At 67.8% G+C, this 14,420-nt stretch carries 13 protein-coding genes; 5 read left to right on the forward strand and 8 right to left on the reverse strand.

Going from position 1 to position 14,420, the window contains the following annotated elements; translation table 11 throughout:
• The first annotated feature begins 345 nt into the window (after positions 1 to 345).
• A complete protein-coding gene (locus tag OH802_RS01050; RefSeq protein ID WP_406024299.1) occupies positions 346 to 1,554 on the forward strand; it encodes an Nramp family divalent metal transporter in 1,209 nt (402 codons plus the stop codon).
• A 113-nt stretch (positions 1,555 to 1,667) separates the two neighbouring features.
• The gene (locus tag OH802_RS01055; protein ID WP_406024301.1) at positions 1,668 to 2,723 is read left to right on the forward strand and encodes a LacI family DNA-binding transcriptional regulator; all 1,056 of its coding nucleotides are present in this window, start codon (positions 1,668 to 1,670) and stop codon (positions 2,721 to 2,723) included.
• Here the strand turns inward: OH802_RS01055 and OH802_RS01060 are convergent.
• Positions 2,720 to 3,910, reverse strand: a complete 1,191-nt coding sequence (locus OH802_RS01060) for a saccharopine dehydrogenase family protein (protein ID WP_406024303.1) — start codon at positions 3,908 to 3,910, stop codon at positions 2,720 to 2,722. The genes OH802_RS01055 and OH802_RS01060 overlap by 4 nt on opposite strands.
• 176 nt (positions 3,911 to 4,086) lie before the next feature.
• Here OH802_RS01060 and OH802_RS01065 point away from each other — a divergent pair, with 176 nt between their 5' ends.
• The 3 genes from OH802_RS01065 to OH802_RS01075 all read left to right on the forward strand — a co-directional run bounded on the left by OH802_RS01065 (position 4,087) and on the right by OH802_RS01075 (position 6,215).
• Positions 4,087 to 4,848 carry a LuxR C-terminal-related transcriptional regulator gene (locus tag OH802_RS01065; protein ID WP_378817139.1) on the forward strand — a complete coding sequence of 254 codons (762 nt, stop codon included), beginning with the start codon at positions 4,087 to 4,089 and terminating at the stop codon, positions 4,846 to 4,848.
• A 31-nt stretch (positions 4,849 to 4,879) separates the two neighbouring features.
• Entirely contained in the window at positions 4,880 to 5,149 is a 270-nt protein-coding gene (locus tag OH802_RS01070; RefSeq protein WP_406024305.1) for a DUF2277 domain-containing protein, read from the forward strand.
• An 85-nt stretch (positions 5,150 to 5,234) separates the two neighbouring features.
• Positions 5,235 to 6,215: a Sir2 family NAD-dependent protein deacetylase gene (locus OH802_RS01075; RefSeq protein WP_406024307.1), complete on the forward strand. Its 981-nt coding sequence runs from the start codon at positions 5,235 to 5,237 to the stop codon at positions 6,213 to 6,215.
• Here OH802_RS01075 and OH802_RS01080 read toward each other — a convergent pair.
• From OH802_RS01080 to OH802_RS01110, 7 genes are all read right to left on the reverse strand, one after another.
• Complete coding sequence (locus tag OH802_RS01080; RefSeq protein ID WP_378817131.1) at positions 6,201 to 6,470, reverse strand: hypothetical protein; 270 nt, start codon at positions 6,468 to 6,470, stop codon at positions 6,201 to 6,203. The two genes, OH802_RS01075 and OH802_RS01080, sit on opposite strands and share 15 nt — an antisense overlap.
• 239 nt (positions 6,471 to 6,709) lie before the next feature.
• A complete protein-coding gene (locus OH802_RS01085; protein WP_141802577.1) occupies positions 6,710 to 7,396 on the reverse strand; it encodes a metal-dependent transcriptional regulator in 687 nt (228 codons plus the stop codon).
• A 101-nt stretch (positions 7,397 to 7,497) separates the two neighbouring features.
• Positions 7,498 to 7,989 carry a MarR family winged helix-turn-helix transcriptional regulator gene (locus OH802_RS01090; RefSeq protein WP_406024309.1) on the reverse strand — a complete coding sequence of 164 codons (492 nt, stop codon included), beginning with the start codon at positions 7,987 to 7,989 and terminating at the stop codon, positions 7,498 to 7,500.
• A gap of 5 nt (positions 7,990 to 7,994) precedes the next feature.
• Positions 7,995 to 9,620, reverse strand: coding sequence for an MDR family MFS transporter (locus OH802_RS01095; protein WP_406024311.1), 1,626 nt, complete (start codon positions 9,618 to 9,620; stop codon positions 7,995 to 7,997).
• Between the two features lie 319 nt (positions 9,621 to 9,939).
• On the reverse strand, positions 9,940 to 11,931 hold the full coding sequence (locus OH802_RS01100; RefSeq protein ID WP_406024313.1) for an ABC transporter ATP-binding protein: 1,992 nt from the start codon (positions 11,929 to 11,931) through the stop codon (positions 9,940 to 9,942).
• Positions 11,928 to 13,676, reverse strand: coding sequence for an ABC transporter ATP-binding protein (locus OH802_RS01105; protein WP_406024315.1), 1,749 nt, complete (start codon positions 13,674 to 13,676; stop codon positions 11,928 to 11,930). The genes OH802_RS01100 and OH802_RS01105 overlap by 4 nt, the downstream gene beginning before the upstream one ends.
• The gene (locus OH802_RS01110) at positions 13,677 to 14,321 is read right to left on the reverse strand and encodes a TetR/AcrR family transcriptional regulator (RefSeq protein WP_406024317.1); all 645 of its coding nucleotides are present in this window, start codon (positions 14,319 to 14,321) and stop codon (positions 13,677 to 13,679) included.
• Positions 14,322 to 14,420 lie beyond the last annotated feature (99 nt).

Raw genomic sequence — 14,420 nt, forward strand, 5'->3', positions numbered from 1 at the left:
GCCCCGCCGCAACCCGCGTGGGCCGGCACCCACCCCGCACCACACGACCGGCGACACCCCCAGTTCGCCGCCCAGCGCTCCGCATCCCGTCATCACCGACAGAGGCTTCTCGCGGAGTAGCCATCGACGGCATCATGGCGACTGTCACGGTCGGCTGCCGTCCCGCCCGACGCCAGTTGCGTCGTGAGCGTTCTTTCGCACATCTCCGCTGGTTTCGGGGACGTGCCGAGATGAGAGGACCTTTCAATGTCCCGCCCCACTGATGTACCAGCCACCGTGTCATCCGACGCCCTCAGCGCCTCGCGCCACCCCGTCTCCTCGCCTCGCAGGCGTGGAGTCCTCCAGATGCTGAAGCTGATGGGCCCCGCCTTCATCGTCGGCGCATGGCAGTTCGGGCCGGGCAATCTCGTCTCTGCCGTCCAGGCAGGAAGTCTGTACGCCTACGACTTGATCTGGGTCATCGTGCTCTCCACCGTGCTGATGCTCGTCTTCGCGGACATGAGCATCCGCATCGGCATCTCTTCACGCGGTTCCGTCGTGGCGACCATCAAGGAGACCCTCGGTAAGCCCACCGGCGTCGCGGCCGGACTCGGAGTCTTCGGCATCACGCTGTGCTTCTCCGTCGGGAACGCCGTGGGCACCGGCCTCGGCCTCTCGCTGGTGCTCGGCGGCAACCCGGTGATCTGGACGATCGCATGCAGCGTCCTCGTCGTCGCGATTCTCTTCACGCGCAGTGCCTACAAGGTGATCGAGAAGCTGGTACTCGCCATCGTCGCTCTCATGGCGGCCGCCTTCATCGTCACGGCCATCGTCACGAAGCCGGACTGGATGGGAGTAGCCGAGGGCGCAGTCGTGCCCACCGTGCCGGACGGCGTCGGACTCCTCATCGTTGCCCTGGTGGGCACCAACTTCTCCCTCAACGCCGCCTTCTACGGCGGCTACGCCAGCCGCGAGCGTGGCCTCCGGGCCGAGGACTACCGCGACACGACGCTCGCCGACACGATCCCCGGAATCCTCGCCCCCGGCATCATGACCGCACTCGTGATCGCCGCGGCCGCGGCAACGCTCGCCGGCGAGGGCGGACCCGCAGGGGCCACGATCGAGCAGTTCTCTGCCGTCCTCGAGCCCGTGGCCGGCGAGGTCGGCCGGACGATCTTCGCCCTCGGATTCTTCGGCGCCGCCCTCTCCGCGATGATCGCGAACGCCACCGCGGGCGGAACGCTTCTTGCCGACGGTCTGGGGCTCGGGAACCAGATCGCGTCCAGCCGAGTGCGGATGGGCATCATCGGCGTACTCACCTTCGGCGCGAGCGTCACCATCCTCGCCGCGGGCACTTCGCCTGTGCAGCTGATCATTGCCGCACAGGCGATGACCGTCCTGATCGCCCCGCTACTGGGTGTCCTGCTCGTGATCCTCGCGAACAACCGGCGCCTGATGGGCGGCCTGCGCAACCACTGGTGGCAGAACGTGCTCGCGTCGGTCGGGCTCATCACCATCATCGCCATGTGCTATCAGCTCATCGACACCGTCACCACCATGCTCTCCACCTTGTGACCCGGTAGCGGACGTACGGCCCGACCGGCACCACCTGCCGGCCGGGCCGTCCTGCTCCGCAGTCTCGTGCTTCCGGAGCGGTTATGCTCACGCCGACGGGGAGGAGGCGACACATGACGGATACAGCAGGCCAGGCACGATCCGCGCGTGCAACGATCCGCGACGTCGCCCGAGAGGCCGGGGTCAGCACCTCGACCGTCTCCCGAGTGCTGGACGAACGGCTGCCGCCTTCCCGCAACGAGACCGCCGAGCGCGTACGCGAGGTCGCTGCCCGTCTGGGCTATCGCAAGGACTCCCGTGCATCCGCCCTGCGTCGCCAGCAGAGCGGGACCATCGGCGTGCTCGTGCCACGACTCACCGACACGGTGATGGCCATCCTCTTCGAGAACATCGCCGCCGCTGCCGCCGAGCGACAGCTGTTCGCGATCGTGGCCACAACAGCCGACGACCCCAACTCCGAACGGTCGGCGGTGGAGAGCCTTCTTAACCAACACGTCGACGGCCTGGTCCTCACCACCGCACGACCAGACGACGCGGTGATTCCCGACCTCCGCGAGCGCGGGGTCCCGCTGGTCCTCGCGCTACGACACGACGGAGTGACACCAGCAGTCGTCGGCGACGACGAGCTCGGCGGCTACCTCGCGACTCGCCACCTCCTGGATCTGGGTCACCGCGAGATCGCGCTGGTCGCCGGACCGGCATACGCGACGAGCGCCGCCGGACGTGTCGCTGGGTTCAGGCGGGCGATGACAGAAGCCGGCATCGACGACATCGACCGCCACATCCACCCCTCGACCTTCGGGATGGAGTCCGGCGAGGAAGTCGGCCGCCGCATCCTCTCGACGTCACCACGCCCCACCGCCGTGTTCGCCGTCAACGACAACACAGCCGTCGGCGTCCTGGCAGCCGCGCGAGCAGCCGGGCTGAGCGTTCCGGACCAGCTCTCCGTCGTGGGCTACAACGACATCCCCTTGGCCGCGCGACTGCCGGTACCTCTCACAACGGTCCACGTGCCGTTCGACCAGATCGCCGCGCGCGCCGTCGCTGCGCTCGCCCGCCTGCTCACCTCGCCCGACGAGGTTCGACCCGGCACCACCACGACGCTGATGCCCTCCCTGATCCCACGCGCCTCAACTGCGCCTCCGCGGGGCGCACGCGACCCGCGTTAGGACGCGTCGATGACCTCGAACCGGATCCCCGCAGCCTGCAGGCGGTCCAGGAGCGCATCGCCCATCGCGACCGCGGTGGTCACCGAACCGGACGTCTCGGGCAGCGTGTCGAAGGCCAGGCACAGGGCCGACTCGGCGAGCATCTTCGCCGTCTCCGTGTAGCCAGGGTCGCCCCCGGACACCTTGGTGTGGATCTTCCGGCCACCGGACTCGGCGACGAAGTCGACCGTGAACCACGACTTCTCGCGGCGGCCCTCGGAGGGCCCGGTGCCCTGCTTGACCCGCTCGCCCAGCTTGGCCCGCAGCGGCGGCACCTGCATCGCGAGGGCGAGGGCGCCGACGCCGACCACGCCACCGACGGCGTACCTCAGTGTCTTGGTCCCGGCGAAGTGCGAGTAGGTGAAGGCGGGGCCGTAGGCCTCCAGGGTCCGCCCGGAGCGGGCGACGATGAACGGGTCGATGGTCGGCAGCGGCAGCAGCCAGTAGCCCAGCTCGCTGTCACGGCCGAGCGATCGCCAAGAAAATGGGGCTAGCGCCGGTCGAGACGTACGCCCCTTCGGCCGCTCCTCGAGCGCACGGCGCTCGCGCGACGCGGCCGCCATCTCCCGAGGCCGCGACATCTGCCCCAGCGCCGAGTGGAAGGTGCCGCCGGAGAAGGTGGCGTTGGAGCGGACGACGCCCTTCATCGTCAGCGGCCCGGTGATCTCCCCGCCGGCGGCGAGCTCGCGCACCGTGAAGAAGGCCCCGAGGTCGTGCGGGATCGAGTCGAACCCGCAGGCGTGCACGATCCGGGCACCATTGGCACGGGCGGTGGCGTCGTACATCACGAACATCCGGTCGACGAACTCAGGCTCCCCGGTCAGATCGACGTAGTCGGTGCCGGCCTCTGCGCACGCCTTGACGAGCGGCTCGCCGTACTCCAGGTAGGGCCCGACGGTGGTGATCACGACGCGCGCACGAGCCGCCAGCGCGGCCAGCGACGCGGAATCGTGCACGTCGGCCTGGAGGAGCTCGACGCCAGGAGAGTCGAGCCCGTCACGCACGGCCTCGAGCCGCGACAGGGAACGGCCGGCGAGCGCCCATCGCAGTCCCTCGGGCGCGTGCTCGGCGAGATATCCAGCCACCAGACCGCCTGTGAATCCGGTCGCGCCGAACAGGACGATGTCGAGATCGCGAGGAGACGTCATAACCGCTACCTTTCCAGAAGCAACGAAATCCGAGACGGCACGGGTCTCTCAGTGATCAAATGTTGCATCAATAGGGATACTCTTGAGCGGTTTCTTTCGGTGAATCAGCATTTGAATGAACGACCAGGCACCATCCCCAACCACGAGATGAGTGAGACGAGCCTGTGGGCGACGCGGTGATCAGCGTTCTGCTGGCCGACGGTCACGACGTTGTGCGTGTCGGCGTGCGTACGGTCCTGCTGCCCGAACCAGACATCGAGGTCGTGGGTGAGGCCCGCACCGCCGCCGAGGCACGACCGCTGATCGCGACGCTCCGTCCTGACGTACTCATCCTCGACGCCCACCTGCCCGACGCCTCCGGCGTCGCGCTGTGCCGCGAGGCGCTCGCGATGAAGAGCGACATCCGCTGCATGATCCTGGCCACCGACGCCGACGACGAGGTGATGAGCCAGGCGATCATGGCCGGCGCGGCCGGTTACGTGCTCAAGCAGATCGAGGCGACGAGCCTGGTCTCCGGCGTACGCCTGGTGGCCAGCGGTCACACCCTCTTCGACCCCGAGGCGGCCGCCAAGGTAGTCCACAACGTCGAGGAGCGCCGCCGGATGCACGAGGTGGTCGCCGACCTGACTCCGCAGCAGCGCCGGATCCTGGTCCTGCTCGCCGAGGGCATCTCCAACCGGCAGATCGCCGACCGTCTGGTGCTGGCGGAGAAGACCGTGAAGAACCACATCACCGGTCTGCTCGCCAAGCTCGGCGTCAGCCACCGCACCCAGGCCGCCCTGATGGCGAGCCAGCTGCTCGAGGACGGCGTCGTGCCGCGGCCGGCTCCCCCGGCCGACGACGTGAGGCAGGCCAAGGGCGCCACGCCCAACGGCGGGCCGATGCCCCCGCATCCGCGCGGCCAGGCCCCTTCCCACACCCCCGGCCGATCGCGCTGACCGTCGCCTCGATCCAGGTACCGTGGATGGCATGTGCCGCAACATCCGCCCGCTCCACAACTTCGAGCCGCCCGCCACCAACGACGAGGTCGCCGCTGCCGCCCTGCAGTTCGTACGCAAGGTGAGCGGCACGACCAAGCCTTCTGCTGCCAACCAGGAGGCCTTCGACCAGGCCGTCGCCGAGATCGCCCACATCACCCGGCATCTCCTCGACGATCTGGTCACCAACGCTCCCAAGAAGAACCGTGAGGTCGAGGCCGCGAAGCGCAAGGCTCGCGCCGAGGGCAGGTACGCCTCGTGACCCCGGGGTCGCAAGCCGAAAGTCCGTGTCGCGAGGCGTGCGATGCGTGCGTGCATCGCAAGGCGGCATCGCGACGGTATACCGGGTGTCTTCCGAGCGGTGCCAACGCAGCGAGGTGCGTGCGCAGTGGGCGGCTCGCGGTGCGGAATTGAGGCGCGCGACCCCGGCCCCGGAGGCGAGCAACACCGACTCGTACGCAGCTGCCCTGGCCCTCCTGCAGGACCGGCGCCTCGTGGTGCTGACCGGGGCCGGCGTCTCGACCGACTCGGGCATCCCCGACTACCGCAGCCCGGGCAGCCCGTCACGGCAGCCGATGACCTTCCAGCAGTTCATCTCGGGCCCGCAGGAGCGGCAGCGCTACTGGGCGCGCAGCCACCTCGGCTGGCGACGGATGGGCAGCGCGGTGCCGAACGCCGGCCATCGCGCCCTGGCCGCGATCGATCCCGAGCTGCTGATCACCCAGAACGTCGACGGTCTGCACGAGCAGGCGGCACCCGAGCTCGCCAGCAGCGGCCGGATCGTGACGCTGCACGGCCGGGTGGCCGATGTGATCTGCCTGTCCTGCCGCACGCTGAGCCCGCGCCGCGACCTCCAGGAGCGGATGGAGGCGCTCAACGCGGGATGGGCCGAGGCGCACGCGGACGTCGAGACCCGGCCGGACGGCGATGTCGCGCTCGAGGAGACGCAGGACTTCGTCGTGCCCGACTGCAAGATCTGCGGTGGCATCCTCAAGCCGGACGTCGTCTTCTTCGGCGAGAACGTCCCCAAGGACCGGGTCGCCCGGTGCATGGCGGCGGTCGACGCGCTAGCGGAACCCGGAGGCCTCGAGATCCGCGACGAGCCGCACGAGGGGAAGGGCGTGCTGCTCGTCGCGGGCTCGAGTCTGGCGGTGATGAGTGGCTATCGGTTCGTGCGCCGGGCGGCGAAGGCCGGGATCCCGGTCGTCATCGTCAACCGCGGCGCGACCAGGGGCGATGGGGAGGCTACGTACAAGCTGGAGGTCGGGACCAGCGAGTTCCTCACCACCTTGGCACAGAACAGGTTCAGAGGCTCAGGCAGAGCGTGACTGGAATGGCAGGTCGGCCATGCGGCCGGCGGCCTCGTCGACGGAGAGTCTGGCACCGATGAAGAAGTGGTAGACCGGGCCTTCGTCGATCAGCAGCACCTTGGCGCTGTGGTAGTCACCGCCGAGGTCGGTGAGCACGATCTCCTCGCCGCGCTCGAGGTGACGGGTCAGGCCGGTGTCGGTGTGGTGGACGGCGACTGGGCGGAACGTCTCATCCAGCTCGCGACCGCGAGCGGGCAGATGAACGACCTCCATAGAGCTCTCCCCTCCGGAGACCCCCGCAAGTCTCGACATGACAACTGCTGAACGTCTCCCTCCAGCAGGCCTTGCACGTCAAACATAAGCATCTATGACGTAATCGGTCCAGAGTGATGTGCCAGATTCTGCCGACGTCGAGAGAATTTCACCCACGGTTACAAAAGTGGGCCCGAAGTAGACACAGCGTTGCCACATCGAAGACGACTCGTGGAGCCGACTAGCGACGAATCTGCGGGTCAGAGGGCCTTTACGAAGATATGGTCCGCGGCCTCGGGGATGATCTCGGCGGTCTCCCCACCGGAGCCGAGCATGACCCCGTCGGGGGTCGCCTTGATCGCGACGGTCTGGTCCGGGGTCGCGCCGACCCGGCGCAGGGCGCTCATCAGCGACTCGTCCTTCTGCATCTCCTCGGAGATGCGGCGCACCAGGACGGTGGCGCGCTCGGAGCTCGCCGCAGCCGTGAGCGACTGGACGCCGGCCATGAAGTCCTCGTCGGCGGGCTTGCCGCCGAGCTCGTCGAGACCGGGGATCGGGTTGCCGTAGGGCGACTCGGTCGGGTCGCCGAGCAGGTCGAGCAGTCGCTTCTCAACGGTGTCCGACATGACGTGCTCCCAGCGGCACGCCTCCTCGTGGACGAGCTCCCAGTCGAGGCCGATGACGTCGGTCAGCAGCCGCTCGGCGAGGCGGTGCTTGCGCATCACCCGGGTGGCCAGGCGAAGGCCCTCGTCGGTGAGCTGCAGGTGGCGGTCACCCTCGACGGTGAGCAGCCCGTCGCGCTCCATCCGGGCGACAGTCTGGGAGACCGTGGGGCCGGACTGGTGCAGGCGCTCGGCGATGCGGGCGCGCAGCGGAACGATTCCCTCTTCGACCAGCTCGTAGATCGTGCGGAGGTACATCTCGGTGGTATCGATGAGATCGCTCACAGGCTAATCCTACATCCTTGAATCAGTCAGAAAAACCGAACCCAGCAGGGTGTGTCCCGAACGACGTCGGCCTGCAGGAGAGATCATCGCGACGCGATCCCCTAGGAGCCCTGGCGTTCTAGGGCTTCGTTGTATCTGGAAAGCATAGCGCTGAGCCGGTCGATGTCGTCGGGACTCCAGTCGGCCAGCCGGTCGTTGAAACGTACGCGACGCTCCCGGGCCACCCGCTCGAGCCCCTCGCGGGCCTCGGAGGTCACCGAGACCAGGCTGGCCCGCCCGTCCTCGGGATCGGGATGGCGCTCGAGCAACCCCAGGTCGATCATGGCCTGCACCATCCGGCTGACCGCTCCCTTGTCGATCCCGAGTCCGTCGACCAGCGCGGAGGCGCGCACCGGGCCACGCTCGGCGATCCAGGTCAGCATCATGTAACCGCCGGGCGGCAGATCCGGGTGAAGCATCCGGCCGCGTGCCTTCATCGCTCGCTTGGCCCTCCACACGAGCACGCCGACCTCGGACTCGAGCCGGCTGAGCGACTCACCGCGAGGACCTTCCTCGAACTGCTCGCCCTGGGCTGCGTTGTCCATGGCTGTCATACCTGTCATCTCCGGCCCGCTCCCCCCGCCTCGAGCTCCGCGGCGACCTCAGGAGCGATCTCATCGTCAGCGAGGTCCTCGATCGTAGTCTTGAGCGGAACCTCCTTGATACCCAGGATCGCAACCAGTGCGATGACCGCGCACGGGATGGCCACCAGGAAGAGATCGGCCGTGGCGACGGCGAAGGCGTGCTCGTAGAGCGCCTGCACCGCGCTCGGCATGCTCGCCGGGTCGGCGAGCCCGCCGCCCTGCAGGCTCTGGAGCTGCTCGGGGGTGACCTTTCCGCTGGCCACCAGCTCGGGGATGCCATCGGTGATGACGTCCTCGACCCGGTGGGAGAGCACGGCGCCGAGCGCGGCGATGCCCATCGAGCCGCCCATCGACCGGAAGAACGCGACGACCGAGGAGCCAGCACCCATGTCCTTGTTGTCGAGGTTGTTCTGCACCGCGAGGACGAGGTTCTGGTTGGTGGCACCGACACCGAGACCGAGGATGGCCATGAAGGCGCCGACCAGGGCCAGGTTGGTGTGCTCGTCGATCGTGCTGAGCAGGTAGAGCCCGATCGGCAGCATGATGCCGCCGAAGATCAGGTAGCGCTTCCAGCGTCCGGTGGAGCTGATCAGGCGTCCGGTGACCATTCCGGCACCGGAGAGTCCGAGCACCATGCAGATCGACATCAGCCCGGCGTGGGTCGGCGTCATCCCGCGAGCGGTCTGGAAGTACTGCTGCAGGTAGACCGTCGCACCGAACATCCCGGCACCGACGAAGAACGAGGCGAGGGTGGAGAGGACCATCGTGCGGTCGCGGAAGAGCCGCAGCGGGATGATCGGCTCCTTGGCGAACCTGCCCTCGACCAGGATCGCGAGGGCCAGCACGACGACGCTGCCGGCGACCAGGGCGTACGACCTCAACGAGGTCCACGCGAAGGAGTCGCCGCCCAGGGTGACCCAGATCAGCAGCGTGGAGACGCCGGCGACCAGCAGGAACGCGCCGAGGTAGTCGATGCTGACCTCGCGGCGTACGTGCGGGAGGTGCAGGGTCTTCTGGAGCAGGATGAAGGCGACCACCGCGAACGGCACGCCGACGTAGAAGACGCCGGGCCAGCCCAGCGGGGAGTCGACGATCACGCCGCCGACGAGCGGCCCGATGACCGTGGCCAGGGCGAAGACCGCGCCGATGTAACCCGAGTAGCGGCCGCGCTCACGCGGGGAGACGATCGTCGCGATGATCACCTGGATCAATGCGATGATGCCGCCCATGCCGAGGCCGGCGATGACCCGGCCGGTGATGATCACCGGCATCGACGGCGCCAGACCACAGATCGCCGATCCGACGATGAAGAGGCCGAGCGCGGCCTGGACCAGGACCTTCTTGTTGTAGAGGTCGGCGAGCTTGCCCCAGATCGGCATCGTCGCGGTCATCGCCAGCATGCTCGAGACGACGATCCAGGTGTAGCCACCCTGGGTGCCGCCGAGGTCGGTGACGATCCGCGGCAGGGCGTTGGCGACCGACGTACCGGACAGCATGGCGACGAAGAGTGCCATCAGAAGGCCGGAGAGGACCTCCATGATCTGGCGGTGGGTCATCTGCGGCGCCGCGATGGCCTGCGGGGACTGCTGGGACTCTGACAAGTGTGGACTCGGCTCTCACGCGAATTGGTTGAACATTGACAACCAATGTACGTCGGATTAGTTGCTAAACGCAACTTGTCGCCGGTCTCTAAAACGGGGCGACCCGCAGGCGGGCCAAGGGGCCAACCCGGTGGATGAGTCCGGTACGCCTGCGGGTCGGGTGGCTGCTGTTGGATTGCCAGCCCCATCCCTTATCGGGGGCGCTGCTAGCGAGCAGCCACCTCACGCATCCAATCGTTCTTCATCTGATCGGATCACCTCCTTTCCCGTGTGGCTCAACGGTAGGCGCCGGGCCACATCCGGATCAAAGGGTTATTTCTCAGGCAGGCTCCTCGACGAGGGCGTGGCTGAACTGCGACTGGTAGAGCTCGGCGTACGCACCCTTCGCCTCGAGCAGCTCGGCATGGTTGCCCTGCTCGACGATCGCGCCGTCCCGCATGACCAGGATCAGGTCGGCGTCGCGGATCGTGGAGAGCCGGTGGGCGATCACGAACGACGTACGGTCCGAGCGCAGCGCCGCCATGGCGTGCTGCAGGAGCAGCTCGGTGCGGGTGTCGACCGAGGAGGTCGCCTCGTCGAGGATCAGCAGCGACGGCTCGGCGAGGAAGGCCCTCGCGATGGTGATCAGCTGCCGCTCGCCCGCCGAGAGGTTGCCGCCCTCGTCGGTGATCAGGGTGTCGTAGCCGTCCGGCAGCGAGTGCACGAACCTGTCGACGTACGTCGCCCGGGCCGCCTCGAGGAGCTCCCCCTCGGTCGCGTCCGGCCGCCCGTAGCGGATGTTGTCGCGGATCGTGCCTTCGAAGAGCCAGGTGTCCTGGAGCACCATGCCGGTGCGTTCACGCAGGTCGGAACGGGGAATCGAGGCGATGTCGACGCCGTCGAGGGTGATCTGGCCGGCGTCGAGCTCGTAGAACCTCATGATCAGGTTGACCAGGGTGGTCTTGCCGGCACCGGTGGGGCCGACGATCGCGACGGTCTGCCCGGGACGGGCGACCAGGGACAGGTCCTCGATGAGTGGCCTGTCCTTGTCGTAGGAGAAGCTCACGTGCTCGAACCGGACCTCGCCGGCACCGGCGCCGTTGCGGGGAGTGCCGACATCGGGCGTCTGCTCCTCGGCGTCGAGCAGCTCGAAGACCCGCTCGGCCGAGGCGACGCCCGACTGGAGCAGGTTCATCATCGAGGCGAGGGTGGTGATGGGCTGGGTGAACTGGCGCGAGTACTGGATGAAGGCCTGCAGCTCACCGAGACTCAGTGCGCCGCTGGCGACGCGGAGGGACCCGACCACGCAGACCACCACGAACATCAGGTTGCCGACGAACATCATCAGCGGCATCAGGATCCCGCTGATGAACTGTGCCTTGAAGGACGCGGCGAAGAGCTTGTCGTTCTCCTCGGCGAAGGTCTTCTCGACCTCCTCCTGACGCCCGAAGACCTTGACCAGGTCGTGGCCCGAGAAGGTCTCCTCGATGTGGCCGTTGAGCTTGCCCGTGTGGCGCCACTGGGCCACGAACTGGCCCTGCGACCGCTTCATCACCGCGCTGGTCACCACCAGCGAGACCGGCACCGCGAGCAGCGCGATCAGGGCCAGCACCGGGCTGATCCAGAACATCATGAACAGCACCGTGACCAGCGTGAACAGAGCGGTCAGCACCTGGCTGAAGGTCTGCTGCAGAGTCTGGCTGATGTTGTCGATGTCGTTGGTGACCCGGCTGAGCAGCTCGCCTCGCGGCTGCTTGTCGAAGTAGGACAGCGGGACGCTGTGGACCTTCTTCTCGACGTCCTCACGCAGGCCCTTCACGGTGCCCTGGACGACCGAGTTGAGGATCCAGCCCTGCACGAAGGAGAGCAAGGACGCGACGAGGTAGACGGCGAGCACCACCAGCAGCGCGCTGCGCAGCGCGTCGAAGTCGACGCCTTGGCCCGGGGTGACGTACTCCATCCCGGAGAGCATGTCGGCGAGCTTGTCGTCGCCCTGGGCACGCAGACCCTCGACCGCCTCCTCCTGGGTGACCCCCGCCGGCAGCTCCCTGGAGAAGACGCCGCCGAAGATGATGTTGGTCGCCCTGCCCAGCAGCCACGGTCCGAGCGACATCAGGGTGACGCTGATCGCCGCCAGACCGATGGTGGCGGAGGCGTGGATCTTGTAGGGCGACATCCGGCGCAGCAGCCGTTTGGCCGAGGGGACGAAGTTCATCGCCTTGTCCCCCACCGCGCCGCCCGCGCCCATCGGGCCGGGGCCGCCCTGGGGACGTACGATCCGCTCGGTCTTCTTCATCTGGCCATTTGTCTGGCCGTTCGTCTGGTCGCTCATGCTGCCGCCTCCTCTGCGCTGAGCTGGGAGGAGACGATCTCCTGGTAGGTGGCGTTGCCGGCGAGAAGCTCCTCGTGGGTGCCCTCGCCGACGATGGCGCCGTCCTCGAGGACGAGGATCTTGTCGGCGTCGCGGATGGTGGAGACCCGCTGGGCGACCACGATGACCGTGGAGTTGCGGGTCTCGGGGGCGAGCGCCGCGCGGAGCCGGGCATCGGTGGCGACGTCGAGCGCGGAGAACGAGTCGTCGAAGAGATAGATGTCGGGCCTCCTCACCAGCGCCCGGGCGATGGCCAGACGTTGCCGCTGACCACCGGAGACGTTGGTGCCGCCCTGGTCGATCTCGGCGTCGAGGCCGGTGCCGTCCTCGGGGGCCATCCGCTCCACGAAGTCACGCGCCTGGGCGACCTCGAGGGCGTGCCAGAGCTCCTCGTCGGTGGCGTCCGGCTTGCCGTGGAGCAGGTTGGAGCGGACGGTGCCGGTGAAGAGGAACGCCTTCTGCGGCACCAGCCCGAGGGAGCTGCGCAGAGTGGCCGGGTCGAGGTCGCGTACGTCGATCCCACCCACGCGGACGACACCGGCCGTCGCGTCGAAGAGCCGCGGGATGAGGCCGAGGAGGGTCGTCTTGCCGGCGCCGGTGGAGCCGATGATCGCGACGGTCTGCCCCGGGCGAGCCTCGAAGGTGAGGTCGTGGAGGACGGGGTGGTCCGCGCCGGGGTAGGTGAAGCCGGCTCCGGTCAGGTCGACGTGCCCGTGCCGGGAGATCTCGGTGACCCCCGCCGTCGGCGGGGTCACGCTGGTCTCGGTGTCGAGGACCTCGGCGATCCGGTCGGCGCAGACGGCGGCGCGCGGGACCTGCATGAGCATGAAGGTGCCCATCATGATCGACATCAGGATCTGCATCAGGTACTGCAGGAAGGCGGTCAGCGGGCCGATCTGCATCAACCCGTTGTCGACCCGGATGCCGCCGAACCAGATCACTGCGACGCTGGCGACGTTGATGACCAGCATCATCAGCGGAAACATCGTCGACATCCAGCGTCCGGCCCGCAGCGCGACGTCGGTGAGCTCGTCGTTGGCCTTCGCGAAGCGCTCGGTCTCCTGACGCTCGCGTACGAACGCGCGGATCACCCGGATGCCGGTGATCTGCTCGCGCAGGATGCGGTTGACCGCGTCGATGCGCTCCTGCACCTTGCGGAAGTTGGGGACCATGCCGCGTACGACCACGGTCATGGAGATGAGCAGCACGGGGATGACGATCGCGAGCAGCCAGGAGAGTCCGGCGTCCACGCGGATCGCCATCGCGACGCCGCCGACCATCATCATCGGCACCATCACCGCGAGCGTGCAGGTGAGCACGGCGAGCATCTGGACCTGCTGGACGTCGTTCGTGGTCCGGGTGATCAGCGACGGGGCGCCGAAGCGGCCGACCTCGCGTGCGCTGAAGGAGCCGACCTTCGCGAAGATCGCCGCCCGCAGGTCGCGGCCGAAGCTCATCGAGCTGCGTGCGGCGAAGTAGACGCTGACGATCGACGCGAGGATCTGCACCAGCGCGACGCCGAGCATGATCGCGCCGATCTCGAGGATGTAACGGGTGTCGCCCTCGGCCACGCCCTTGTCGATGATGTCGGCGTTCAGGCTGGGCAGCAGCATGAAGGCCGAGGTCGACAAGAGCTGCAGGATCGCGATGACGACCAGGAATCTCTTGTACGGGAGCAGGTAGTCCCGCAGGAGTCGGAGAAGCATTCAGGAGGTCTCTCTGGTCAGGCTGTGCTCGATAAGAATTCCACCGAGCAGCACGTCGATGACGTCCTCGCTGCTCAACGGCTGGTTCGTTCGGTTCAGACCGGGGAGCCAGGCCCCGATCGTGAGGCTGCGCAGCACCAGCGCGGCCTTTCGCGGCGGCAGCCGCAGCTCGTTCACGTGCGGCTCGAAGACGAGCGTGGTCAGGTTGTCGATGAGGGCCTTGTTGGCCTCGATGAGGAACTTCGGAGGGCCGGGCGGATGACGTACGCCCTCGGGATCGGGCTCCTCCATCACGGCCGAGCGCACGGCCATCATGACGAGGAGGCCACGCTGCGACGTGGCGGCGAGCAGATCGATGACGGCACGGAGCTTGTCCTCGATGTCGGCCTTGCCCTCCACCACCTCCGCCATCGACTGACCACCCCGGGTCGGGTCGAAGACGTTCTCGGCGACCGCCCGGTAGAGCTCCCGCTTGTCGCGGAAGTGCCGGAAGATCGTGCCTTCGGCGACTCCGGCCGCCTCAGCGATGAGCCTGGTCGTTGTCGCCGTGCCGTGCTCGATCAGCAGCGTCTCGGTCGCCGCGATGATCGCGGCGCGCCGGTCGGCCGCGGGAATCGGCTTGGCCCGCGTACGTCGTTCGTCCACGTGGACCAGGGTAAGTGAGTGAGTACTCACTCACAAACCTAATTATGGGTGGATGCTCCTCCCAAACCCTGTTCGACCCGATGCGGACTAGGGCATGCT

The organism is Nocardioides sp. NBC_00850, from assembly GCF_045207335.1.
Lineage (GTDB): Bacteria > Actinomycetota > Actinomycetes > Propionibacteriales > Nocardioidaceae > Nocardioides.

Excerpts from the sequence above, each read along its gene's own strand:
- OH802_RS01055 (WP_406024301.1), top strand. The coding sequence starts at position 1,668 with ATGACGGATACAGCAGGCCAGGCACGATCCGCGCGTGCAACGATCCGC.
- OH802_RS01050 (WP_406024299.1), top strand. The coding sequence starts at position 346 with ATGCTGAAGCTGATGGGCCCCGCCTTCATCGTCGGCGCATGGCAGTTC.
- OH802_RS01090 (WP_406024309.1), bottom strand. The coding sequence starts at position 7,989 with ATGACAGCCATGGACAACGCAGCCCAGGGCGAGCAGTTCGAGGAAGGT.
- OH802_RS01080 (WP_378817131.1), bottom strand. The coding sequence starts at position 6,470 with ATGGAGGTCGTTCATCTGCCCGCTCGCGGTCGCGAGCTGGATGAGACG.
- OH802_RS01070 (WP_406024305.1), top strand. The coding sequence starts at position 4,880 with ATGTGCCGCAACATCCGCCCGCTCCACAACTTCGAGCCGCCCGCCACC.
- OH802_RS01100 (WP_406024313.1), bottom strand. The coding sequence starts at position 11,931 with ATGAGCGACCAGACGAACGGCCAGACAAATGGCCAGATGAAGAAGACC.
- OH802_RS01105 (WP_406024315.1), bottom strand. The coding sequence starts at position 13,676 with ATGCTTCTCCGACTCCTGCGGGACTACCTGCTCCCGTACAAGAGATTC.
- OH802_RS01060 (WP_406024303.1), bottom strand. The coding sequence starts at position 3,910 with ATGACGTCTCCTCGCGATCTCGACATCGTCCTGTTCGGCGCGACCGGA.